A 22,154-nucleotide genomic window follows, 5' to 3' on the forward strand; every position below is an offset into this window, starting at 1 on the left:
TACGTTCGGGGCGCGTACACCGGGATGCGCCGTCATCCCGGGGTGTGGGAGCCGGCGCGCTGTGCGTCGGCCGGGGAGTGCCGCGTCGGACAGGGCCGACGGCGGCTCAGAGGCCTGGGTGCGCGATGGGTGTGTAGACGGAGTTCTTCTCCGCGCTCTCCTCCACCGCGGCGAGGACGCGCTGCACCTGGAGCCCGTCGGCGAACGACGGTTCGGGGCGGCGGTCCTCGGCGATGGCGTGGACCAGGTCGCGGGCCTGGTGGACGAAACTGTGCTCGTAGCCGAGGCCGTGCCCCGGCGGCCACCAGGCGTCCAGGTAGGGGTGGTCGGGCTCGGTGACCAGGATCCGGCGGAAGCCGGCCTCGGCGCCGGGCTGGCCGGCGTCGTGGAACCACAGTTCGTTGAGGCGCTCCAGGTCGAAGGCGAGCGAGCCGCGGTCGCCGTTGAACTCGATGCGCAAGGCGTTCTTGTGGCCGGTGGCGTAGCGGGTGGCCTCGAAGGAGGCGAGGGCGCCGGAGGCGAACCGTCCGGTGAACAGGGCGGCGTCGTCCACGGTGACCGCGCCGGTGCCGGCCGCGGGTCCGGCGCTCAGGCCGGCGGCGTGGCCGTGGGCCAGCGGGCGTTCCCGTACGAAGGTCTCGGTCAGGGCGGACACCCCGGTCAGCTTCTCCCCCGCCAGATACTGGGCCAGGTCGACGATGTGCGCGCCGAGGTCCCCCAGTGCGCCGGAGCCCGCCGACTCCTTGCGCAGCCGCCAGGTCTGGGGGGCCTTGGGGTCCACCAGCCAGTCCTGGAGGTAGGTCGCCCGGACGTGGCGCAGGGTGCCGAGCCGGCCGTCGGCGATCATGCGCCGGGCGAGGGCGGTCGCGGGGAGCCGGCGGTAGTTGAAGCCCGTCATCGCCAGCAGCCGGCCGCGCCGGTACGCCTCCTCGGCCGCGGCGGTCATGGCCTCGGCCTCCTGAACGGAGTTGGCGAGGGGCTTCTCGCACAGCACGTGCTTGCCGGCGGCCAGCGCGGCGACCGCGATCTCGGCGTGGCTGTCGCCGGGCGTGCAGATGTCGACGAGGTCGACGTCGTCCCGGGCGATCAGAGCGCGCCAGTCGGTCTCGACGGCCGCCCAGCCGTGCCGGTCCGCCGCCGCTTGTACGGCGGTGGCGTCGCGGCCGCAGATCACGGCCAGGACCGGCTGCCGGGGCAGGTCGAAGACGCGTCCCGCGGTGCGCCAGCCCTGGGAGTGGGCGGCGCCCATGAAGGCGTATCCGACCATGCCGACGCGCAGCGGGGGCCTCCCGGCCCGCGGCGCGGCCTCGGCCGCCCGCTCCTGCTCCGCTGACTGCTGCGGCTGTTCCATGCGCTCGTCCTCCTCTTCGTCATGACACGGCGGGGGTGCGGGCGGGGTGCCTCATCGGAAGCCCGTGGGCATGTACTGGTCCACGTTGTCCTTGTCGACGACGGCCGAGTAGAGGGTGAGCGACGCCGGGATCTCGTACTCGGCGAGGCCGCCGACGCCCTTGCCCTGGCCGAGGGCGCGGGCGAGGTCGATGGCGGAGGCCGCCATGGTCGGGGGGTACAGGACGGTCGCCTTCAGCACGCCCTTGTCCTGTTTGATGGCCTGGAAGGCGGAGAGCGCGCCCGCCCCGCCGACCATCAGGAAGTCGTCCCGTCCGGCCTGTTCGATGGCACGCAGCGCGCCCACGCCCTGGTCGTCGTCGTGGTTCCACAGGGCGTCGAACTTCGACTGGGCCTGCAGCAGCTGGGCCATCTTGGCCTGCCCGGACTCGACCGTGAACTCGGCCGCCTGGCGGGCCACCTTGCGGATGTTGGGGTAGTTCTTCAGGGCGTCGTCGAAGCCCTGGGTGCGCTGCTTGGTGAGCTCCAGGCTGTCCAGGCCCGCCAGCTCGATCACCCGGGCGTCCTTCTTGTCCTTGAGCTTCTCGCCGATGTAGTGCCCGGCGTTGAGGCCCATGCCGTAGTTGTCGCCGCCGATCCAGCAGCGGTACGCCTGGGCCGTGTTGAAGATCCGGTCGAGGTTGACGACCGGGATGCCCGACCTCATGGCCTTGAGCCCGACCTGGGTGAGGGCCTTGCCGTCGGCGGGCAGGATCACCAGGACGTCGACCTTCTTGTTGATGAGGGTCTCGATCTGGCCGATCTGCTGGGCGGTGTCGTTCGAGCCCTCGGTGGTCTCCAGGGTGACGTCGGAGTATTTCTTCGCCCGGCTCTTGGCGTTCTCGTTGATGGCGCTGAGCCAGCCGTGGTCGGCCTGGGGTCCGGCGAAGCCGATGGTGACGTGCTTGCCGGGCTTGTCGTCGGCGGCCGGATCGGGGTCGGCCGCGACGCCCTTGTCGTTGCTCTCATTGCTGGTGCAAGCGGCGAGAAAGGCTCCGGCGGACACCGCGGCGGTCCCGAAGAGGAGTCCTCTGCGACTGGTGGCGCCGCTGGTGGTGCGGCTCGCGTGCTCTGGCATGGCGGGTGAACCCCTTCCTCAGGTGGTGCTCGCGGTGCGGCGCTGGACCAGCACGGCGGCGACGATGATCGCGCCCTTCGCGATCTGCTGGACGTCGCTCTGGAGGTTGTTGAGGGCGAAGATGTTGGTGATGGTGGTGAAGATCAGGACGCCGAGGACCGATCCGGTGATGGTGCCCCGGCCGCCGGTCAGCAGGGTGCCGCCGATGATCACCGCGGCGATGGCGTCGAGTTCGTACAGGTTGCCGTTGGTGTTCTGGCCCGAGCCGGACAGCACGACCAGCAGGAAGGCGGCGATGCCGCAGCACAGACCCGACAGCAGATAGAGGTAGAGCCGCTGGCGCCGGACGTCGATCCCGGCGAGCCGGGCCGCCTCCGCGTTGCCGCCCACCGCGACCGTGCGGCGGCCGAAGGTGGTCCGGTTGAACACGAGCCAGCCGACGATCGTCACGATCGCGAACACCATCACCAGTGGCGGTATGCCCAGGACGTAGGAGTCGCGCTCGCCGAGGTTCAGGATCCCGTCCACGGTGACGATCTGGGTGCGGCCGTCGGTGATCTGGAGGGCGAGGCCGCGCGCCGAGGCGAGCATGGCCAGGGTGGCGATGAAGGGGACCACGCCGCCGTAGGCGATGAGCAGCCCGTTGACCAGGCCGCAGCCGAGGCCGACCACCACGGCGGTGAAGAGGATCCCGGCGAACCCGTACTCCTGGGTGGCGACCGTGGTCGCCCACACCGAGGAGAGCGCGACGATCGCGCCGACCGACAGGTCGATGCCCCCGGAGGTGATGACGAAGGTCATGCCGACGGTGACGACGCCGATGATCGACGCCTGGGTGAGGACGAGCTGGAGGTTGCGGATGTCGAGGAATTCGTCGGGCTTGCTGACACCGCCGATGACGACGAGCGCGGCGAGCACGCCGAGCAGCGACAGCGTACGGATGTCGGCGCGGACCCGCGGGCCGCGGCGGGCCAGGGGACGCTCGGCCGCCGGCGTCTTGCCTGCGGTGTCCCGGGGCGGGGAGACGGGCTGCGTCATGACGCCGGGCTTCCTTCCATGACGAGGTCGAGGACACGGTGTTCGTCGAGCTCCCGGGCGGGCGCGGTGTGCACGACCCGCCCCTCGCGGAGCACCAGCACCCGGTCGGCCAGGCCGAGCACCTCGGGCACCTCGCTGGAGACGAGGAGCACGGCGAGGCCCGCGTCGGCCAGTCGGCGGACGACCGCGTACAGTTCGGCCCGGGCGCCCACATCGACGCCGCGGGTGGGTTCGTCCAGCAGCAGTACGCGGCAGCCGCGCAGCAGCCAGCGGGCCAGGACGGCCTTCTGCTGGTTGCCGCCGGACAGGGTGCGCACGGGCACCTCCGGGTTGTCGGGCCGCAGCGACAGTTCGCGGACCGCGTCCCGGGCGGCGCGCCGCTCGGCGCCCCGGTCGATCCAGCCCGCCCGGGAGAAGCGCGAGAGGGTGGAGACCGACACGTTGCGGGTGGCGGACTCCAGCATCAGCAGGGCCTGTGCCTTGCGCTCCTCGGGGGCCAGCCCCAGCCCGGCGCGAACGGCCGCGCGGACGCTGCCGGGTTTCAGCGGTGCGCCGTCGACGAGGACCTCGCCCGCGGTGGGCTTGCGGGCGCCGTAGACCGTCTCCAGGACTTCGGAACGCCCGGAGCCGACCAGTCCGGCGAGGCCGACGATTTCACCCGGCCGTATGTCGAGGTCGAGCGGCGCGAACTCGCCGTCGCGGGCCAGTCCGCGGACCTGGAGCACGGCGTCGCCCGTGGGTGGCCCCGCGGGCCGCTTCGGAAACACGTACTCGACGTCGCGGCCGGTCATCAGGGCGACGACGTCACGGGTCGGGGTCGTCTTGGCGGGCAGTCCCCTCGCGACCGACCGCCCGTCCTTGAGCACGGTCACCTGGTCGCCGATGTGCCGGATCTCCTCCAGGCGGTGCGAGATGTAGACGACGGCGACGCCGTCCGCGGTGAGGCCGCCGACGATACGGAAGAGGTTGTCCACCTCCTCCGGGTCGAGGGCGGCGGACGGCTCGTCCATGACGATGAGCCGTACGTCGTGGGAGAGGGCCCGCGCCATGGAGACGATCTGCCGCTGGGCCGCCGACAGTTCGGCCACCGGCCGGGCCGGATCGATCTCCGGGTGCCCCAGTCGCTTGAGCAGTACGGCCGTCGAGGCACGCGCCGCCTTGCCCCGTACGACGAATCCGGCGGCCGTCGGCTCGTGGCCGAGGTGGACGTTCTCGGCCACCGACAGGTGCTCCACCAGGTCGAGTTCCTGGTAGATGGTGGCGATGCCCAGGCGCATCGCGGCGATCGGAGAGCGCAGGGTGACGGGCTCACCGCGCCAGCGGATGACACCGCCGTCCGGCTGGTGGGCGCCGGCCAGGACCTTGATGAGCGTGGACTTCCCGGCGCCGTTCTGGCCGAGCAGACAGTGCACTTCACCGGCCTGGACGTCGAGGTCGACGCCGTCCAGGGCGCGGACTCCGGGAAACGACTTGGTGATCCCGGACATGCTGAGCAGCGGTGGTTCTGATGCCATGTGGGTTCCCCTCGGCGGACGCGCGGGCCGGTGGCAGGGCGTGCTGCGCCTGCGGCCGGCGCGGCGCCGGGCAGGCGTACTTCGTACGGGGCGGGGGTGGGTGCGGGGGGTTCGGGCGCACGGCAGAGCCGGGCGCCGCACGGGCCGAGCGGCCGGGGAGACGGGTTTACACGAGTGGGCGGACGCGGTGCGGTGATCGCATGGTCGCTTGCGCGGGTTGGAGAGGGCGGTCGCTCAGGCGGGCGAGAAGAGGTGGTCGCTGATCAGCCGGGCCGCGCCGGTCACCCCGGCGGTGGGTCCCAGCTCTCCGAGGACGATGGGCAGATTGCCGGTCGCGAGAGGCAGCGACTGGCGGTAGATCTGAGTACGGACAGCGGCGAGCAGGGTGTGGCCCAGACCGGTCACTCCGCCGCCGATCACTAACAGGGCGGGGTTGAAGAAGGAGACGAGACCCGCCAGGACCTGGCCGACGTGGGTGCCCCCCTCGCGGATCAGTGCCAGCGCGGTGGCATCGCCCGCGGTGGCCGCGGCGGCGACATCGACGGCGGTGAGGGTGCCGCTGGTCTCCAGTCGGGCAGCGAGTTCGGGGGACAGGCCCTGTTGGGCCGCCTGCACCGCGTCGCGGGCCAGCGCCGCGCCGCTGAAGTGGGCCTCAAGACACCCCCGGTTGCCGCAGGCACAGGGCCTGCCGCCGGGCACGGCCTGGATGTGGCCGATGTCGCCCGCGCTGCCGGTGGTGCCACGGTAGACCCGGCCGCCGACCACGATGCCGCAGCCGATGCCCGTACCGATCTTGACGCAGAGGAAGTCGGCGACGCTGCGGGCCACTCCGGCGTGCTGCTCCCCCATCGCCATGAGGTTCACGTCGTTGTCGACCATGATCGGACAGCCGAGTTCCTGGCTGAGCACCTCCCGCACGGGGAAGCCGTCCCAGCCCGGCATGATCGGCGGGGCCACCGGAACGCCCTCGGGGAAGCGCACCGGCCCGGGGACGCCGATACCGGCTCCGTCGAAGCCCTCGGCGAGCCCGGCGGCCTTCAGCTTTCCGGCCATGTCCAGGACTTGCTCGAAGACCGCGACGGGACCCTCGCGGACGTCCATCGGCTGGTTGAGGTGGCCGAGGACCTCCAGCTCCGCGTTGGTGACGGCGACGTCGACCGATGTCGCGCCGATGTCCACGCCGAGGAACCTGAGGCCCGGGTTGAGCCGGATGTTCTGGGAACGGCGGCCGCCGCGCGAGGCGGCGAGTCCGTCGGCCACCACCAGGCCCGTCCCCAGCAGCCGGTCCACCTCCACGGCCAGCTTGGACCGGGACAGTTCGACCTGGTCGCCCAGCTGGGCGCGGGAGTTGGGGCCGCCGTCACGCAACAGCTTGAGCAGACGGGCCTGATGGGCGTTGGCCGGTCGCGCCGTCATGCGTCTCACGATCCCCTCCCCGCCCAGATTCGGCCACCCGTGTCGGGCTTTCGTGAGGAACGTAGCAGCGCTTTCCGCACCTGGGAAGAATCCGTGCACGGATTACTGCGAACTTTTCCCACTCACAGGACAAAGATCGATGCGGGGTGGCGGGCGGGCGTCGTCACCGACGGGGCAGTCAGGGACGTGCGGTGGGCTCCGCCGTGCGCTGTTCGACGGGCCCGGGCGAGCCCGGGGCGCGGCGGGTGAAGCGCATGGCGACGCACGCGCCCGCGTACAGCAGGGCGACGACGAGGAGCAGCGCCTGGTAGCCGGTGACGAGCGCGAGGTATTCGAGGGTGCCGCCGGTGAGCGCGCCCAGCAGGTTGGCCCCGAAGGCCGCCGTGGGGTCGGGGGCGGCGGCCAGGCGGTCGGAGAAGATGACGTTGGCGCAGAAGATCGGAGCGAAGGCCAGGGCGATCGCCGCCGCCAGGCGCGCGGCGAAGGGCAGCCCGAGCACCAGGTGGGTGGGGACGAGCCAGGACACCGCGAGGGTGGCGAACAGCAGGAGTTGCAGCGCGGGCTGGTTGACCCGGCGCATCCGGCGCCGCGCCTCGACCCCGCACAGCACGGCCAGCATGACGCCGGCGAAGACCACGGCGTTGACCAGCCAGGTGGTGCCGAAGTAGAGGGCGAAGCCGATCACGTTCTTGGTCTCGAGCAGCATGAAGGCGGCACCGAGCAGGAACATGTCGGTGTACTTGAGGGTGCGCCTGATCCGGACCCCGGTCAGCCGCACCGACACCATGGTCACGAGCAGGATCGCGCCGAGCACCCCGAGGTAGAGGCTGGGGATGGTGCGGTGCAGCAGGTACGGGAAGGGGTGGTCGTCGGTGGCGGCGGCGGGCACCTTGCCGGAGGGCCGCCAGGTGCTGCCGCACCGCTGGTCGCCGGGGGTGACGCCGGCCACCAGGATGGCGGCCTTCTTGCCGCCGTAGTGGGTGATGCAGGGCGCGTGTCCGAAGACCCCGGCGAGGGTGGAGCCGTAGCGGTCGATGAGCCAGTTCTGCCGGTAGTAGTTGTACATGGCGAACGCGCCGCCGGGGGCCAGGTGGCGGTGTGCGGCCTCGAACGCCTGCCGGGTGAACAGATAGCTCTCCAGGCGGAGGTTGCTGGCCCCGGCCACCAGGGTCAGGGAGTCCGGCAGGGCGAGGACCACCAGGTCGTAGCGGGCGTCGGTGCGCTCGAGGAAGGCCCGGCCGTCGTCGATGTGGACGTGCACCCGGGGGTCGTCGTACGGCCGGTCGGGGTGCAGGTCCGCGCCGATCTCCCGGAGCCTGGGGTCGATCTCGACGGCGTCCACCCGCCGGGCGCCGTGGGCGAGCGCGACAGCGACGTCGTTGCCGTTCCCCGCGCCGATGACCAGGACGCGGCGGTGCGGGTTGGCCGGTGTCTCCCGGTAGGGCTCCTCGTACGGGGAGTCGGAGCGCCGCAGCACCTTCAGCGGCGCGATGCTCTGGTGCGGCACCCCGTTGGCGGAGATCTTGTAGTCCCGGCTGCCCGTGGTCGGACGCTTGACCTCGATCTTGTAGTACGGGGACCAGGAGATGCCACTGGCCATCGACTCCAGGGTCAGCGCCGCCACCATGACGGCCAGCGGCACCGCGTACCGGACGGTGTGGTGCCGCCCGCCCAGCACCAGCAGCGCCGCCGCGGCGAGGACCCCCCACACCACGGACGGGGCGCGCAGCCAGGACAGCGCCGCGAAGGAGAGCGACCCGCACAGCGAGCCCAGCAGGTCGTAGCGGTAGGCCTCCAGCGACGGAAGCTGCCGGAACAGGTCCGCCGTCATCTTGCCGATCGCGGTCATGATGAGCGCGGCGAGGCCGAACAGGATGGGCAGGGTCACCCACTGGGGCAGCCCGGTGGTCTTCACGGCCGTGAAGTAGATGACCTCCCCGCTGGTCTGCCGTACCTGCACGGGGAACTCCCGCACCAGGACGACGAGGACGGCGAGCGGCACGGGCGCCCAGCGGGGCAGCCACTGGCCGCGCCCGGCGGGGATCAGGAACCCCAGGCCGATGCCGAGGAACGAGCCCAGCAGGATGAAGTTGGAGAAGTAACTGAGGTGGACGATGTTGGCGCCGGTCCACCTGATCAGCGCCAGCTCGACGAAGAGCATGGTGGCGCTGGCGAGCAGCAGCCTCGGGCGCACGTTCCGCGGTCGGGCGCTGTGGTCCATGCCTGGAGACGGTGTCATCTGAGCGGGGGCAGGTCGAGCACCCCGGCGGCAGGTGGGCCGCCTGGGCCGCGTCTGTCACCCGATGGGCCCAGCCGGGGTGTCGGCGGGGCATGACACCGTGGAACCTCCGTTCGAGCACAGACGCGGTGATGGAGGGCGTGGCATGGGGATGTCCGGCTTGTGGCTGGTGGGGGCGCTGGACGACGCGGACGTCGCGGAGCTGGCCCCGCTGGCCTCGCCCGCCATCGAGGCCACGGCGGCGCGCTCCTCCGCGGTGGGGTCCTGGTGGCGCTGGGAGCGCGACGCGGCGCGTGGCGGTGGCGCGGTGCCGGTGTGGCGCGAGGACGGCCGCTACACCACCGAGGAGGCGCTGCACCTGTACAACATGGTCAACGACTCGGCCTTCGACGCCATGGACGCCACGGGGAAGCTCCACGTCATGAACTGGTGGGACCGGATCGACGGCGACACGGTCCAGCCGTTCTTCGAGTCCGTGCGCAAGGAGAACCCGGTGGCCGCGCTCTTCCACGGCCTGGGGCCGGAGCGGGCGGAGAAGCTGCCCGGCTGGGCCGGGGACGCCGTGGTCACCGCCGGCGAGGTGCGCCGCCTGCTTCCGGCGGTCGAGGCCGCGCTCGCCGTGGCCGGTGCGGAGCGTGAGCGGGTGCTGGCCCGGATCGACGACTGGCCGGGCGAGGAGGACGCCGCGGCGCTCCTGGACGGGCCGCTGCGGGTGTGGCGCCAGGCGGCGGAGGCCGGATTGGGGCTCCTGGCCTCCCGCGTCTGGATCTGACCCCGCCTAGCCGGGGCGGGCGTCGGACCGGTTGTCGCTGCGGCTGCCGGGTTGGCTGCCGGTCCGGCCGTCGGGCCGCCCCTCGAAGCGGGCGTCGGGCCGGCCGTCGGTCCGGCCGTCGGGGCGACCCTCGAAGCGGGCGTCGGGGCGACCCTCGAAGCGTGCGTCGGGGCGGGCGTCGGGGCGGGCGTCGGGGCGACCCTCGAAGCGGGCGTCGGGGCGGGCGTCGGGCGCGGGGTCCGTGGAGGCGCCGTTCTGGGCCGCCGGTGGCTCCTGCGGGGGCTTCTTCCCGCCGTTCTCCGGCGTGCGCGACCCCTGCCGCGGGGTGCGCCGGTGATGCAGCCGGGACCGTATGTCGGCGTGCGGGAGGAACTGCGCCCAGCGCTCGGGGAACTCCGAGGGCGGGGTGATCTCCGCCGCCCCGTCGTCCGCCGTGCGCTGCTCCCTGGCCCGCTGCCTGGCCGCCTCCTCCCGGACCCGGGCGGCGGCCTCGGCGCGCCCGGCGGCGGTCGCCACCGACGGCCAGACCCGGTCGATCGCGGCGTTGACGGCCGCGCCGACGAGCACCGCGAAGGCGGACACGCCGATCCACAGCAGCACCGCGACGGGCGCGGCCAGCGAGCCGTAGATCGTCGGCCCCTCGACGGTGTGGATCAGGTAGATGCGCAGCAGGAAGCTGCCGAGCACCCATATCGTCAGGGCGACAAGCGCGCCGGGGATGTCCTCCCGCCAGGGCGAGCGCACCGGTACGGAGACGTGGTAGAGGGTGGTGAGGAAGGCGACGGACAGCAGGATGACCACGGGCCAGTACAGGATCCGTACGAGATCCCCGCTCGCGGGCACCAGCGACACGACGGTCTCCGGGCCGATCACCATCAGGGGCAGCGCCACCGCCCCGATGACCAGCGCGACCAGGTAGAGGAGGAAGGCCAGCAGCCGGGTCCTGACGATCCCGCGGCGGCCTTCGAGCCCGTACATGATGGTGATGGTGTCGACGAAGACGTTGACCGCGCGCGAGCCGGACCACAGGGCGATGCCGAAGCCGAGCGAGATGACATCGGGCCGCCCGCCTTCTATGACGTCGTCCAGGAGCGGCCGGGCGATCTCCCTGACCCCCTGGTCGGACAGGACGGTCCCCGACGCGTTGAGGATGTTCTGCCGGATGGTGGCCACGGTGTCGGTGTCGGTCCACGCGTCGAAGTAGCCGAGGAGCCCGATCAGGCCGAGGAGCAGCGGCGGCAGCGACAGCAGGGTGAAGAAGGCGGCCTCGGCGGCCAGGCCGGTGACCCGGTACTCCATGCAGGAGTTGACGGTGTCCTTCAGCAGCAGCCAGGCCATCCTGCGCTTGGACACATTGCGGTACAAGGCGCGGGCCTTGTGGAGCCGGCCGGACGGCTTCGACGGTTCTTTCCCTGGCTGCACCTTCTCACGGTATCCGCCCGGGGCCGGCCGGGGGCGCACGGTGTTTCCCTCCGTGGCCGGCCGGTGACCGGCGGAGGGGATGCCGCGCCGACTCGGTACCGCCCTCCGCCGCTCCCACTGTCCGCGCGGCGTACAGCCGTACGCAAAGGTTGCGCGGCGTTGCAGCCTCGCCCGTGGGGAGAGGTCCCGGCCGTGATGAGATGTGGCGCATGAGCATCACGGTCACCACCTGGTCCCTGGAGCAGACCTCGCCCGCGGACCTCGCCCCGGCCCAGGAGCCTCCCGCCTCCGCGGGGGTGCGGATCGTCCGGTCCGAGATCCCCTCGCCGGAGTTCAGCCGTTTCCTCTACGGGTCCGTCGGCGCGGACATCGCGTGGACGGACCGGCTCGGGTGGAGCCTCGAGCAGTGGCGCGGGTGGCTGGAGCGGCCCGGGCTCGAGACCTGGGTGGCGTACGAGCGCGGCACCCCGGCCGGGTACATCGAGCTGGAGGGGCAGGAGGAGGGGGTGGTCGAGATCGTGTACTTCGGGCTGCTGCCCGCCTTCCGCGGCCGGCGCATCGGCGGGCACCTGCTGAGCTGGGGCACCGCCCGGGCCTGGGACCTGGCCGAGCGGTGGCCGGGGCGGCCGCCGACCAAGCGGGTGTGGCTGCACACCTGCAGCAAGGACGGGCCGTACGCGCTGGACAACTACCGGCGGCGGGGGTTCCGGGTCTTCGACACCAAACTCGACACCGAGCCCGGTCCCGAGCCCGAGCCCGAGCCCGACACCGAACCCGACACCGGTCCCGAGCCCGGGTCCCGGAGCGCGCCAGAGCCCGGGACCGAGTGAGCCGGCCGCCCGGGCCGCAAGGCTCGGGCGGCGTGAGCAAGGCCACATCATTCCACCATGTGGGACATACCTGTCCAGGTTTTGGACGATGGTGGACTGCCCCAAGACCCCCATGCCACGCTTCCCTCATGTCTCGAGCTGGAATTGCCTTGGTGAGTCGGCGACACGTCGATCTCGGCCGCATGTCCAGCGCGATCTGTCCGGCGGGCTGATGCTGTCCCGGTAGCCGGGCCCCCGCCCCGCACAGCACCGCCAACACCCCCGGCACCCCCGCCATCACCGCACTCCGCGCCGCCCCCGACGTCGTGGGCGAGCGCGCACGCCTCGAGCTCCCCGCCCCCGTACCCCGCCCGCCGCCGCAGCGCCGTGCCCACCTGTGCGTCATCGCAGGTCATCGAGGGTGCGTAGCACGAGCACGCCTGCCACACCAGAGCCGCTCAGAAGGACACACACCGCCATGGCCGCCACCCCGGACCGCCCCAGTGCAGCCACGCCCCGCCGCAAGGCCGGACGCCACCGCGGCGAGGGCCAGTGGGCCGCGGGTCACTTCACCCCCCTCAACGCCAACGAGCAGGTCAAGAAGGACGACGACGGTCTCAATGTGCGGACACGCATTGAGACGATCTACGCCCACCGCGGCTTCGACTCCATCGACGGCGCCGACCTGCGCGGACGCATGCGCTGGTGGGGCCTGTACACCCAGCGCAAGCCCGGCATCGACGGCGGCAAGACCGCCGTCCTGGAGCCGGAGGAGCTGGACGACGAGTACTTCATGATGCGGGTCCGCGTCGACGGCGGCCGGCTGACCACCGAGCAGCTGCGCGTCATCGGCGAGGTCTCCCAGGAGTTCGCCCGTGGGACGGCCGACATCACCGACCGGCAGAACATCCAGTACCACTGGATCCGGATCGAGGACGTGCCGGAGATCTGGCGGCGGCTGGAGGCCGTCGGCCTGTCCACCACGGAGGCCTGCGGCGACACCCCGCGCGTCATCATCGGCTCCCCCGTCGCCGGGATCGCCGAGGACGAGATCATCGACGGCAGCCCGGCCATCGAGGAGATCCAGCGCCGCTACATCGGCAGCAAGGAGTTCTCCAACCTGCCGCGCAAGTTCAAGACGGCCATCTCGGGCTCGCCGCTGCTCGACGTCGTGCACGAGATCAACGACGTGTCGTTCGTCGGGGTGCGCCACCCCGAGCACGGCCCCGGCTTCGACCTGTGGGTGGGCGGCGGTCTTTCCACCAACCCGAAGATCGGCGTCCGGCTCGGCGCCTGGGTGCCGCTGGACGAGGTGCCCGAGGTGTGGGCGGGGGTCATCGGCATCTTCCGCGACTACGGCTACCGGCGGCTGCGCAACCGCGCCCGGTTGAAGTACCTGGTCGCCGACTGGGGCCCGGAGAGGTTCCGCCAGGTGCTGGAGACCGAGTACCTCAAGCGCGAGCTGGCCGACGGGCCCGCGCCCGAGCAGCCCGTACAGCAGTGGCGCGACCACATCGGTGTGCACCGCCAGCAGGACGGCCGCTACTACGTCGGCTTCGCGCCGCGCGTCGGCCGCGTGGACGGGGCCACCCTCACCAAGATCGCCGAGCTGGCCGAGGCCCACGGCTCGGGGCGGGTCCGCACGACCGTCGAGCAGAAGATGATCGTGCTCGATGTCGACCGGGACCAGGTCGAGTCGCTCGTCTCCGGCCTGGAGGCGCTGGACCTGCGGGTCAAGCCCTCGCCGTTCCGGCGCGGCACGATGGCCTGCACCGGCATCGAGTTCTGCAAGCTGGCGATCGTCGAGACCAAGGAGCGCGGCTCCGCGCTGATCGACGAGCTGGAGCGCCGGCTGCCCGACTTCGACCAGCCCATCAGCATCAACCTCAACGGCTGCCCGAACGCCTGCGCGCGCATCCAGGTCGCCGACATCGGCCTCAAGGGCCAGCTCGTCACCGACCGCGACGGCAACCAGGTCGAGGGCTTCCAGGTCCACCTGGGCGGCACGCTGGGCCTTGAGCCCGCCTTCGGCCGCAAGGTGCGCGGCCTGAAGGTCACCTCCGCCGAACTCCCCGACTACGTCGAGCGCGTGCTGCGCCGCTTCCAGGAAGAGCGGGAAGACGGCGAGCGGTTCGCCGCGTGGGCGGCGCGGGCGAGTGAGGAGGCGCTGTCGTGAGGGCGGCGAGCCACGGTAGGCAGGAGGCGCTCTCATGAGTGAGCGTGCGGCGCCCTTTTACTGCCCGTACTGCGGGGACGAGGACCTGCGCCCCTCCGAGGAGGGCCACGGCGCGTGGGAATGCGCCTCTTGCAACCGCGCGTTCCGGCTGTCGTTTCTCGGGCTGCTGGCCAAGGGCCTGCGGCACGACCAGGGCGAAGGAGGCACGGCGATATGACCGAGCGGCCACAGAACACGCTCAAGGACTCGAAGGACCTGGAGGAGCTGGCCGAGCGGGCCGGCCGCGAGCTGGAGGACGCTCCCGCGCTCGAGATCCTGCGCTGGGCGGCCGACACCTTCGGACCGCGTTTCTGCGTGACCTCCTCGATGGAGGACGCCGTGGTGGCCCACCTGGCCTCCCGCGCGCGGCCCGGCGTGGACGTCGTCTTCCTGGACACCGGCTACCACTTCCCGGAGACCATCGGCACCCGCGACGCGGTGGCGGCCGTGATGGACGTCAACGTCATCACGCTCACCCCCCGCCAGAGCGTCGCCGAGCAGGACGCCGAGTACGGGCCGAAGCTGCACGACCGCGACCCCGACCTGTGCTGCGCCCTGCGCAAGGTCAAGCCGCTGGAGGAGGGGCTGCGCGGGTACGACGCCTGGGCGACCGGACTGCGCCGGGACGAGTCCCCGACCCGCGCGAACACCCCGGTCGTCGGCTGGGACGCCAGGCGGCGGAAGGTCAAGGTGTCCCCGATCGCCCGCTGGACGCAGGCGGACGTGGACGCGTACATCGACGAACACGGCGTGCTCACCAACCCGTTGCTGATGGACGGCTACCCGTCGGTGGGGTGCGCGCCCTGCACCAGGCGGGTATTGGAGGGCGAGGACGCACGGGCCGGCCGCTGGGCGGGCCGCGCCAAGACGGAGTGCGGGCTGCACGGCTGATGGCTGACCAGGAGAACCAGATGAGCGTGACTGAGCAGGGCGCGGGAGCCGAAGGGCGCGCCGGTATCGAGAGTGAGGAGGCACAGGGAGCGAGGCACGAGCGACCGAAGCCGACGAGCGTCGATACCGGGTCCGAGCGCCCGGAGGTGAGCGCGCCCATCAAGAGGGGCGCGACCGTGTGGCTCACGGGGCTGCCGAGCGCGGGGAAGACCACGATCGCCTACGCGCTGGCGGAGCGGCTGCGTGGCGAGGGGCACCGGGTGGAGGTGCTGGACGGCGACGAGATCCGCGAGTTCCTCTCCGCCGGCCTCGGCTTCTCCCGCGAGGACCGGCACACCAACGTCCAGCGGATCGGCTTCGTGGCCGAGCTGCTGGCCTCCAACGGCGTCAAGGTCCTGGTGCCGGTCATCGCCCCGTACGCGGACAGCCGCGAGGCGGTACGCAAGCGCCACCAGACCGAGGGCACGGCGTATCTGGAGATCCACGTGGCCACCCCGGTGGAGGTGTGCGCCGAGCGGGACGTCAAGGGGCTGTACGCCAAGCAGGCGGCGGGCGAGATCTCCGGGCTGACCGGGGTCGACGACCCGTACGAGGCCCCGGAGGACCCGGACCTGCGCATCGAGACGCACCGGCAGGGCGTCCAGGAATCCGCCGCCGCGCTGCGGGCGCTGCTGAGTGAGAGGGGACTCGCGTGAGCGACGCGCGCGCGGCCGCCGGGCCGCGGACGACCACGGAAGCCGCACCTCTGCGCCGCGCGGGCGGAGAAGCGAACGGAACCAGCACCGTGACGACCGTGACCGAGGTCGGCGGGACGGGTCCCGGCTCGGACGGCGGGGGCGGGGGCGTCGGCGAGCCCTACGCGCTGACGCACCTGGACGCGCTGGAGTCCGAGGCGGTGCACATCTTCCGCGAGGTGGCGGGCGAGTTCGAGCGGCCGGTGATCCTGTTCTCCGGCGGCAAGGACTCCATCGTGATGCTGCACCTGGCGCTGAAGGCGTTCACGCCGGCGCCGGTGCCCTTCTCGCTGCTCCACGTCGACACCGGGCACAACTTCCCCGAGGTCCTGGAGTACCGGGACCGCGCGGTGGCGGCGCACGGGCTGCGGTTGCACGTGGCCTCCGTCCAGGACTACATCGACCGCGGCGTCCTCAAGGAGCGCCCCGACGGCACCCGCAACCCGCTGCAGACGCTGCCGCTGACGGAGAAGATCCAGTCGGAGCGGTTCGACGCGGTCTTCGGCGGCGGCCGCCGCGACGAGGAGAAGGCCCGCGCCAAGGAGCGGGTGTTCTCGCTGCGGGACGAGTTCTCGCAGTGGGACCCGCGCCGCCAGCGCCCCGAGCTGTGGAACCTGTACAACGGCCGCCACGCCCCGGGCGAGCACGTGCGCGTCTTCCCGCTGTCCAACTGGACCGAGCTGGACGTGTGGCAGTACATCGCCCGGGAGGACATCGAGCTGCCGGAGATCTACTTCGCCCACGAGCGCGAGGTGTTCCGGCGGGGTGGCATGTGGCTGACCGCCGGCGAGTGGGGCGGGCCCAAGGACGGGGAGACCGTCGAGAAGCGGCAGGTCCGCTACCGCACCGTCGGCGACATGTCCTGCACGGGTGCCGTGGACTCCGACGCGACCACGCTGGACGCCGTCATCGCCGAGATCGCCGCCTCCCGGCTCACCGAGCGCGGCGCCACCCGCGCCGACGACAAGCTGTCCGAGGCCGCCATGGAGGACCGCAAGCGCGAGGGGTACTTCTAGCATGACCACCACCACGGAACTCTCCGCCACCACCCTCCTGCGGTTCGCCACCGCCGGCTCGGTCGACGACGGCAAGTCCACCCTCGTCGGCCGCCTCCTGCACGACTCCAAGTCGGTCCTCGCCGACCAGCTGGAGGCCGTGGAGCGCGCCTCGGCGAGCCGGGGGCAGCAGGGCCCGGACCTGGCGCTGCTCACCGACGGGCTGCGCGCCGAGCGCGAGCAGGGCATCACGATCGACGTGGCGTACCGCTACTTCGCCACGCCGCGGCGCCGGTTCATCCTCGCCGACACGCCCGGCCATGTGCAGTACACCCGCAACATGGTCACCGGCGCGTCCACCGCCGAGCTGACGGTCATCCTGGTCGACGCGCGCAACGGCGTGGTGGAGCAGACCCGCCGCCACGCCGCGATCGCGGCCCTGCTGCGCGTGCCGCATGTGGTGCTGGCCGTCAACAAGATGGACCTCGTCGGCTATCAGGAGAGCGTCTTCGCGGCCATCGCCGAGGAGTTCACGGCCTACGCCACCGAGCTCGGCGTACCCGAGGTGACCGCGATCCCGATCTCGGCGCTGGCCGGGGACAACGTGGTGGAGCCGTCCGCCACCATGGACTGGTACGGCGGCCCGACCGTCCTGGAGCACCTGGAGACCGTCCCGGTCAGCCACGACCTGGCGCACTGCCACGCGCGGCTGCCCGTGCAGTACGTGATCCGTCCGCGGACCGCGGAGCACCCGGACTACCGGGGGTACGCGGGCCAGATCGCGGCCGGTTCGTTCCGCGTCGGCGAGCGGGTCACGGTCCTGCCGTCCGGCCGTACGAGCACGATCTCCGGCATCGACCTGCTGGGTAAGCCGGTCGAGGTGGCCTGGACGACGCAGTCGGTGACCGTCCTGCTGGAGGACGACATCGACGTGTCGCGCGGCGATCTGATCGTGCCCACCAAGGACGCGCCCGAGACCACGCAGGACATCGAGGCGACGGTCTGCCACGTCGCGGACCAGCCGCTGACCGTGGGCCACCGCGTGCTGCTGAAGCACGGCACCCGCACGGTGAAGGCCATCGTCAAGGACATCCCGTCCCGGCTGACCCTGGACGACCTGTCGCTGCACCCGCACCCGGAGCAGCTCGTCGCCAACGACATCGGCCGGGTGAAGATCCGTACCGCCGAGCCGCTGCCGATGGACTCCTACGCCGACTCGCGCCGCACCGGCTCGTTCATCCTGATCGACCCGGCCGACGGCACGACGCTGACGGCGGGCATGGCGGGCGACTCGTTCGCGACCCCCGTCCCCGCCAAGGGCGGCCCGGGCGACCCGGCCGACGACGAGGGATGGGACTTCTGAGCATGTCCGGTGATGTCTTCTCCACGTTCGCCAAGGAGGGCGGCCGCGTCGGCAGCGGCGCGCTGGGCAGCGGCCAGGGCGGGGTCGGGCGATGTGCGTGCTGACCCACGCCCTGCCCCGCGCCCTGGCCCACGCGCTGACCCGCGCGCTGATCGGCCCTGTCGCCGCGCCCCCGCCGTATCGCGTACGAAGACCTTCCGCACTGCCGGGCGTCCCCTGACGTCGTCCCCGGCCCTCCGAGAGGAACACCTCCCGTGACCGTCGACCGCACCACCCAGCCCCGCCCGCCCCGCCGCCGGCGCACCCGCCTGCTGGCGGCGGGCGCCGCCCTTCCGCTGCTGATCGGCGCGCTGGGCGCGTGCGGCTACGGCTCGGAGAAGGACGACACGGGAAGCAAGGCCGTCCCCGCCGCCGGTGGCAAGAAGGTCGGCGGTCTGGACAAGGTGAGGATCGGCTACTTCGCCAATCTGACGCACGCCACCGCGCTGGTGGGCCTGCGCGACGGCGGGGAGATCCAGAAGGAGCTGGGCGGCACCAGGATCCAGCCGTTCGTCTTCAACGCGGGACCGTCCGAGATCGAGGCGCTCAACGCGGGCTCCATCGACATCGGCTGGATCGGCCCGTCCCCGTCCATCAACGGCTATGTGAAGTCGCACGGCAAGAACCTCAAGATCATCGCGGGCTCCGCGTCCGGCGGGGTCAAGCTCGTCGTCAACCCGAAGAAGATCAAGACGCTCGACGACGTCAAGGGCAAGAAGATCGCCACCCCGCAACTCGGCAACACCCAGGACGTGGCGTTCCTCAACTGGATCGCCGAGAAGGGCTGGAAGGTCGACGCCCAGAGCGGCCGGGGCGATGTCTCCGTGGTCCGTACGGACAACAAGATCACCCCCGACGCCTACAAGTCCGGCGCGATCGACGGCGCCTGGGTGCCCGAGCCGACCGCCTCCAAGCTGGTCGCCGAGGGCGCCAAGGTGCTGCTGGACGAGTCCACCCTGTGGCCGGAGAAGAAGTTCGTCATCACCAACGTGATCGTCCGGCAGGACTTCCTCAAGGAGCACCCGGACGTGGTGGAGGCGGTGCTGCGCGGCTCGGTGAAGACCAACGCGTACATCAAGGCCGACCCCGACCGGGCGAAGGCCGACGCCAACGCGGCGCTCAAGGCCGAGACCGGCAAGGGGCTCCCGGCCGAGGTGCTCGACCCGGCGTGGAAGGGCATCCAGGTCACCGACGACCCGCTGGCCGCCACGCTGAACACCGAGGCGGCCCACGCGGTCAAGGCCGGGCTGCTGGAGAAGCCCGACCTGAAGGGCATCTACGACCTGACCCTGCTCAACAAGGTCCTGAAGGCGGAGGGCAGGCCGACGGTCTCCGCCGCGGGGCTCGGCAAGCAGTAGCCGCCGCTCCCGTACGCAAGCACCTCGTACGCATCCCGTACGCACCCTCGCACGTACGCACCCCATCAGGAGGTGACCGGATGTCCCCGGCACTGACCACCGACAAGGCCGACCGGGCGGACGCGGCCGCGGCAGGCGCGGCAGGCCCGTCGGATTCCTCCGGAGCTGTCCGGATCAACCATGTCCACAAGGCGTTCGGCCGGCCCGGCGCCGCGCAGCCCGTGCTCGACGACATCAGCCTCGATGTGCGGCCCGGTGAGTTCGTGTGCATCCTGGGCGCCTCCGGCTGCGGCAAGTCGACCCTGCTCAACCTGATCGCCGACCTGGACCGGCCGACCGCCGGGACCATCGAGGTCCCCGGCGGCCGGCCGGCCCTGATGTTCCAGGAGCACGCGCTCTTCCCGTGGCTGACGGCGGGCAAGAACGTCGAGCTGGCGCTGCGGCTGCGCGGGGTGCCGCGCGCCGACCGCAGGCCCGAGGCGGAGCGGCTGCTGGAGCTGGTGCGGCTGGGCGGCGCGTACGGCAAGCGGGTGCACGAGCTGTCCGGCGGCATGCGGCAGCGCGTCGCGCTCGCCCGCGCGCTGGCGCAGGACTCCAGCGTGCTGCTGATGGACGAGCCGTTCGCCGCGCTCGACGCCATCACCCGCGATGTGCTGCACGGCGAACTGACCCGCATCTGGAGCGAGACGGGCGTGTCGGTCCTGTTCGTCACGCACAACGTGCGGGAGGCGGTGCGGCTGGCCGAGCGCGTGGTGCTGCTGTCCTCGCGGCCCGGGCGGGTTGTGCGGGAGTGGGCGGTCGACATTCCGCAGCCGCGCCGGATCGAGGACGCGGCCGTCGCGGACCTGTCCATCGAGATCACCGAAGAACTGCGTGGGGAGATCCGCCGCCATGGCCGGCACTGAGACCACCGGCGAGTCGCCGAAGACCACGACCGCCGCGACGAAGGCGGGCGAGACGACGGAAGAGCCGGGGAAGCCGGAGAAGCCGGGCAAGCCGGAGAAGTCGGGCAAGCCAGGGAAGCAGGCCGGCCAGGACCTGGCGGGCCTGGAGGCCGGTCTGGACGCGCTGGACGCGGTGCAGATCCGGCGCACCTCGCCGACCGAGGTGCTGGTCCAGAAGGTGCTGCCGCCCGTCGTGGCCGTCGCGCTGATCCTCGTCCTGTGGAAGGTGCTGGTCTGGGCGAAGGTCACCGACGACTACAAGCTCCCCGATCCGAAACTGGTCTGGGACGCGCTGGAGCAACTGTGGCTCCGGGGCGAACTGTTCGACATCGTCTGGACCAGCGTCTCGCGCGGCCTGTTCGGCTTCCTCATCGCGCTGGCGATCGCCACCCCGCTGGGGCTGATCGTCGCCCGGGTCAAGATCGTCCGCGCCGCGATCGGGCCGATCCTGTCCGGCCTCCAGTCGCTGCCCTCGGTCGCCTGGGTGGCGCCCGCGGTGATCTGGCTGGGCCTCAACGAGAAGATGATGTACGCCGTCATCCTCCTCGGCGCGGTCCCCTCGATCGCCAACGGCCTGGTCGCCGGCATCGACCAGGTGCCCCCGCTCTTCCTGCGCGCCGGCCGGACGCTGGGCGCCCGGGGCCTGGTCAGCGCCCGGCACATCCTGCTGCCCGCCGCGCTGCCCGGCTATGTGGCGGGCCTCAAGCAGGGCTGGGCGTTCTCCTGGCGCTCGCTGATGGCCGCGGAGATCATCGCGAAGTCCCCGGAGCTGGGGGTCGGGCTCGGCCAGTACCTGGAGAACCAGCGCAACAACTCCGACATGCCGGGGGTGCTGCTCGGCATCATCATGATCCTGTTCGTCGGGATCGCGATCGAGCTGCTGGTCTTCGCCCCGATCGAACGGCGGGTGCTGCGCAGCCGCGGCCTGCTGGCGAGCGCCCGGTGACCCCGCCCTGCCCGCACCACCCCGTGCCCGTACCCGCCCCGCATCCACAACCGTCCCCGTCCTCGACCCCGTAAGGCCCAGGTAACGCATCCCGTGACATCCCCCGCCCCCGTCCTGCTGGTCATCGCCCACGGCAGCCGCGACCCACGCCACGCGGCGACCGTCGCCGCGCTGTGCGCGCGGGTGCGGTCGCTGCGGGCGGGGACGCGCGTGGAGGCGGCGTTCCTGGACTTCAACGCGCCGAGGGTGGGCCAGGTCCTGGACCGGCTGGCCGCGGAGGGCAGCCACGAGGTGATCGCCCTCCCGCTCCTCCTCACCCGCGCCTTCCACGCGAAGGCCGACATCCCGGCGGTGCTGCGCGAGGCGACGGCCCGCCACCCGGGCCTGCGGGTCCGGCAGGCCGAGGTCCTCGGCCCCGCGCCACTGCTGACCCGCGCCCTGGAGCGGCGCCTGTACGAAGCCGGGCTGCGGCCCGGCGACCGACGCTCGACCGGGGTCGTCCTGGCCTCGGCGGGCTCCACCGACCCGGAGGCGATCGCGGTGATCGCAGAAATCGCGCGGGAGTGGCGGCACACCGGTTGGTGCGCCGTGCGACCCGCGTTCGCCTCCGCGGCACCCGGGGGGTTCCCCCGCACCGAGGACGCGGTGCGCGCGCTGCGCGCCGAGGGGGCCCGCCGCGTGGCCGTCGCCCCGTACGTCATCGCCCCCGGCCGCCTCCCGGACCGCATCGCCCACGGCGCGCGCGAGGCGGGCGCGGACGTGCTGGCGGAGGTCCTGGGCCCGGCCCCCGAGCTGGCCCGCCTGCTGCTGCGCCGCTACGACGAGGCGCGGGCCCGGGAGCTCACGGCGCTCACGGCCTGACGGGCGGCTCACGGCCCGATGAGCGCCTGCGCGGCGCCGCCGGGCGGGCGCCGCGCCCAAGGCGCGGGACGGCCGCCGCCGGGAGATAATCCAGCTACTCCTGGCCCGGCCGGGCTCCCTCCGTCCCCACT

19 protein-coding genes are annotated in these 22,154 nt (G+C 72.2%); 12 read left to right on the plus strand and 7 right to left on the minus strand.

All coding sequences use genetic code 11. From position 1 onward, the window contains the following. Positions 1–106: 106 nt before the first annotated feature. The 6 genes from ABFY07_RS26690 to ABFY07_RS26715 form a co-directional block, all read right to left on the minus strand. Complete coding sequence (locus ABFY07_RS26690; protein WP_346176920.1) at positions 107–1,351, minus strand: Gfo/Idh/MocA family protein; 1,245 nt, start codon at positions 1,349–1,351, stop codon at positions 107–109. Positions 1,352–1,402: 51 nt separating this feature from the next. Further along, complete coding sequence (locus ABFY07_RS26695) at positions 1,403–2,467, minus strand: substrate-binding domain-containing protein (protein WP_346176921.1); 1,065 nt, start codon at positions 2,465–2,467, stop codon at positions 1,403–1,405. 18 nt (positions 2,468–2,485) lie between these two features. Then, positions 2,486–3,505: an ABC transporter permease gene (locus tag ABFY07_RS26700; RefSeq protein WP_346176922.1), complete on the minus strand. Its 1,020-nt coding sequence runs from the start codon at positions 3,503–3,505 to the stop codon at positions 2,486–2,488. Next, a complete protein-coding gene (locus ABFY07_RS26705) occupies positions 3,502–5,019 on the minus strand; it encodes a sugar ABC transporter ATP-binding protein (protein WP_346176923.1) in 1,518 nt (505 codons plus the stop codon). Before ABFY07_RS26705 ends, ABFY07_RS26700 begins: the two co-directional genes overlap by 4 nt. 234 nt (positions 5,020–5,253) lie before the next feature. Further along, positions 5,254–6,435 carry an ROK family protein gene (locus tag ABFY07_RS26710; RefSeq protein ID WP_346176924.1) on the minus strand — a complete coding sequence of 394 codons (1,182 nt, stop codon included), beginning with the start codon at positions 6,433–6,435 and terminating at the stop codon, positions 5,254–5,256. A 178-nt stretch (positions 6,436–6,613) separates the two neighbouring features. Further along, positions 6,614–8,656: a spermine/spermidine synthase domain-containing protein gene (locus tag ABFY07_RS26715; RefSeq protein WP_346176925.1), complete on the minus strand. Its 2,043-nt coding sequence runs from the start codon at positions 8,654–8,656 to the stop codon at positions 6,614–6,616. Positions 8,657–8,819: 163 nt separating this feature from the next. Here ABFY07_RS26715 and ABFY07_RS26720 point away from each other — a divergent pair, with 163 nt between their 5' ends. Then, positions 8,820–9,446, plus strand: coding sequence for a hypothetical protein (locus ABFY07_RS26720; protein ID WP_346176926.1), 627 nt, complete (start codon positions 8,820–8,822; stop codon positions 9,444–9,446). Between the two features lie 6 nt (positions 9,447–9,452). Here the strand turns inward: ABFY07_RS26720 and ABFY07_RS26725 are convergent, their stop codons facing one another. Next, entirely contained in the window at positions 9,453–10,784 is a 1,332-nt protein-coding gene (locus tag ABFY07_RS26725; protein WP_346176952.1) for a YhjD/YihY/BrkB family envelope integrity protein, read from the minus strand. Positions 10,785–11,077: 293 nt separating this feature from the next. Here ABFY07_RS26725 and ABFY07_RS26730 point away from each other — a divergent pair, with 293 nt between their 5' ends. The 11 genes from ABFY07_RS26730 to ABFY07_RS26780 all read left to right on the plus strand — a co-directional run bounded on the left by ABFY07_RS26730 (position 11,078) and on the right by ABFY07_RS26780 (position 22,023). Further along, positions 11,078–11,698 (plus strand): GNAT family N-acetyltransferase, encoded by a 621-nt coding sequence (locus tag ABFY07_RS26730; RefSeq protein ID WP_346176927.1) that lies wholly within the window; start codon positions 11,078–11,080, stop codon positions 11,696–11,698. Between the two features lie 457 nt (positions 11,699–12,155). Beyond that, the gene (locus ABFY07_RS26735) at positions 12,156–13,853 is read left to right on the plus strand and encodes a nitrite/sulfite reductase (protein WP_346176928.1); all 1,698 of its coding nucleotides are present in this window, start codon (positions 12,156–12,158) and stop codon (positions 13,851–13,853) included. Between the two features lie 34 nt (positions 13,854–13,887). Continuing rightward, positions 13,888–14,070, plus strand: a complete 183-nt coding sequence (locus ABFY07_RS26740) for a hypothetical protein (protein ID WP_346176929.1) — start codon at positions 13,888–13,890, stop codon at positions 14,068–14,070. Next, positions 14,067–14,783, plus strand: coding sequence for a phosphoadenylyl-sulfate reductase (locus ABFY07_RS26745; RefSeq protein ID WP_346176930.1), 717 nt, complete (start codon positions 14,067–14,069; stop codon positions 14,781–14,783). The genes ABFY07_RS26740 and ABFY07_RS26745 overlap by 4 nt, the downstream gene beginning before the upstream one ends. A gap of 158 nt (positions 14,784–14,941) precedes the next feature. After that, complete coding sequence (gene cysC / locus ABFY07_RS26750; protein WP_346176953.1) at positions 14,942–15,478, plus strand: adenylyl-sulfate kinase; 537 nt, start codon at positions 14,942–14,944, stop codon at positions 15,476–15,478. A 98-nt stretch (positions 15,479–15,576) separates the two neighbouring features. Next, complete coding sequence (gene cysD / locus ABFY07_RS26755) at positions 15,577–16,533, plus strand: sulfate adenylyltransferase subunit CysD (RefSeq protein WP_346176954.1); 957 nt, start codon at positions 15,577–15,579, stop codon at positions 16,531–16,533. A 1-nt stretch (position 16,534) separates the two neighbouring features. Beyond that, complete coding sequence (locus tag ABFY07_RS26760; RefSeq protein WP_346176931.1) at positions 16,535–17,875, plus strand: sulfate adenylyltransferase subunit 1; 1,341 nt, start codon at positions 16,535–16,537, stop codon at positions 17,873–17,875. Positions 17,876–18,129: 254 nt separating this feature from the next. Further along, positions 18,130–19,272 (plus strand): aliphatic sulfonate ABC transporter substrate-binding protein, encoded by a 1,143-nt coding sequence (locus ABFY07_RS26765; RefSeq protein WP_346176932.1) that lies wholly within the window; start codon positions 18,130–18,132, stop codon positions 19,270–19,272. An 80-nt stretch (positions 19,273–19,352) separates the two neighbouring features. After that, complete coding sequence (locus ABFY07_RS26770) at positions 19,353–20,177, plus strand: ABC transporter ATP-binding protein (RefSeq protein ID WP_346176933.1); 825 nt, start codon at positions 19,353–19,355, stop codon at positions 20,175–20,177. Continuing rightward, the gene (locus ABFY07_RS26775) at positions 20,164–21,162 is read left to right on the plus strand and encodes an ABC transporter permease (RefSeq protein WP_346176934.1); all 999 of its coding nucleotides are present in this window, start codon (positions 20,164–20,166) and stop codon (positions 21,160–21,162) included. The genes ABFY07_RS26770 and ABFY07_RS26775 overlap by 14 nt, the downstream gene beginning before the upstream one ends. A gap of 93 nt (positions 21,163–21,255) precedes the next feature. Beyond that, complete coding sequence (locus ABFY07_RS26780) at positions 21,256–22,023, plus strand: sirohydrochlorin chelatase (RefSeq protein ID WP_346176935.1); 768 nt, start codon at positions 21,256–21,258, stop codon at positions 22,021–22,023. The last annotated feature ends 131 nt before the right edge of the window (positions 22,024–22,154 follow it).

Origin of the sequence: Streptomyces sparsogenes subsp. cuspidosporus (assembly GCF_039532705.1) — a bacterium.
Lineage (GTDB): Bacteria > Actinomycetota > Actinomycetes > Streptomycetales > Streptomycetaceae > Streptomyces > Streptomyces sparsogenes.

Bases quoted from the DNA above. Each gene is read 5' to 3' on its own strand.
- ABFY07_RS26690 (WP_346176920.1), bottom strand. From the start codon at position 1,351: ATGGAACAGCCGCAGCAGTCAGCGGAGCAGGAGCGGGCGGCCGAGGCC.
- ABFY07_RS26695 (WP_346176921.1), bottom strand. From the start codon at position 2,467: ATGCCAGAGCACGCGAGCCGCACCACCAGCGGCGCCACCAGTCGCAGA.
- ABFY07_RS26700 (WP_346176922.1), bottom strand. From the start codon at position 3,505: ATGACGCAGCCCGTCTCCCCGCCCCGGGACACCGCAGGCAAGACGCCG.
- ABFY07_RS26705 (WP_346176923.1), bottom strand. From the start codon at position 5,019: ATGGCATCAGAACCACCGCTGCTCAGCATGTCCGGGATCACCAAGTCG.
- ABFY07_RS26710 (WP_346176924.1), bottom strand. From the start codon at position 6,435: ATGACGGCGCGACCGGCCAACGCCCATCAGGCCCGTCTGCTCAAGCTG.
- ABFY07_RS26715 (WP_346176925.1), bottom strand. From the start codon at position 8,656: ATGGACCACAGCGCCCGACCGCGGAACGTGCGCCCGAGGCTGCTGCTC.
- ABFY07_RS26720 (WP_346176926.1), top strand. From the start codon at position 8,820: ATGGGGATGTCCGGCTTGTGGCTGGTGGGGGCGCTGGACGACGCGGAC.
- ABFY07_RS26725 (WP_346176952.1), bottom strand. From the start codon at position 10,784: ATGGCCTGGCTGCTGCTGAAGGACACCGTCAACTCCTGCATGGAGTAC.
- ABFY07_RS26730 (WP_346176927.1), top strand. From the start codon at position 11,078: ATGAGCATCACGGTCACCACCTGGTCCCTGGAGCAGACCTCGCCCGCG.
- ABFY07_RS26735 (WP_346176928.1), top strand. From the start codon at position 12,156: ATGGCCGCCACCCCGGACCGCCCCAGTGCAGCCACGCCCCGCCGCAAG.
- ABFY07_RS26740 (WP_346176929.1), top strand. From the start codon at position 13,888: ATGAGTGAGCGTGCGGCGCCCTTTTACTGCCCGTACTGCGGGGACGAG.
- ABFY07_RS26745 (WP_346176930.1), top strand. From the start codon at position 14,067: ATGACCGAGCGGCCACAGAACACGCTCAAGGACTCGAAGGACCTGGAG.
- ABFY07_RS26760 (WP_346176931.1), top strand. From the start codon at position 16,535: ATGACCACCACCACGGAACTCTCCGCCACCACCCTCCTGCGGTTCGCC.
- ABFY07_RS26770 (WP_346176933.1), top strand. From the start codon at position 19,353: ATGTCCCCGGCACTGACCACCGACAAGGCCGACCGGGCGGACGCGGCC.
- ABFY07_RS26775 (WP_346176934.1), top strand. From the start codon at position 20,164: ATGGCCGGCACTGAGACCACCGGCGAGTCGCCGAAGACCACGACCGCC.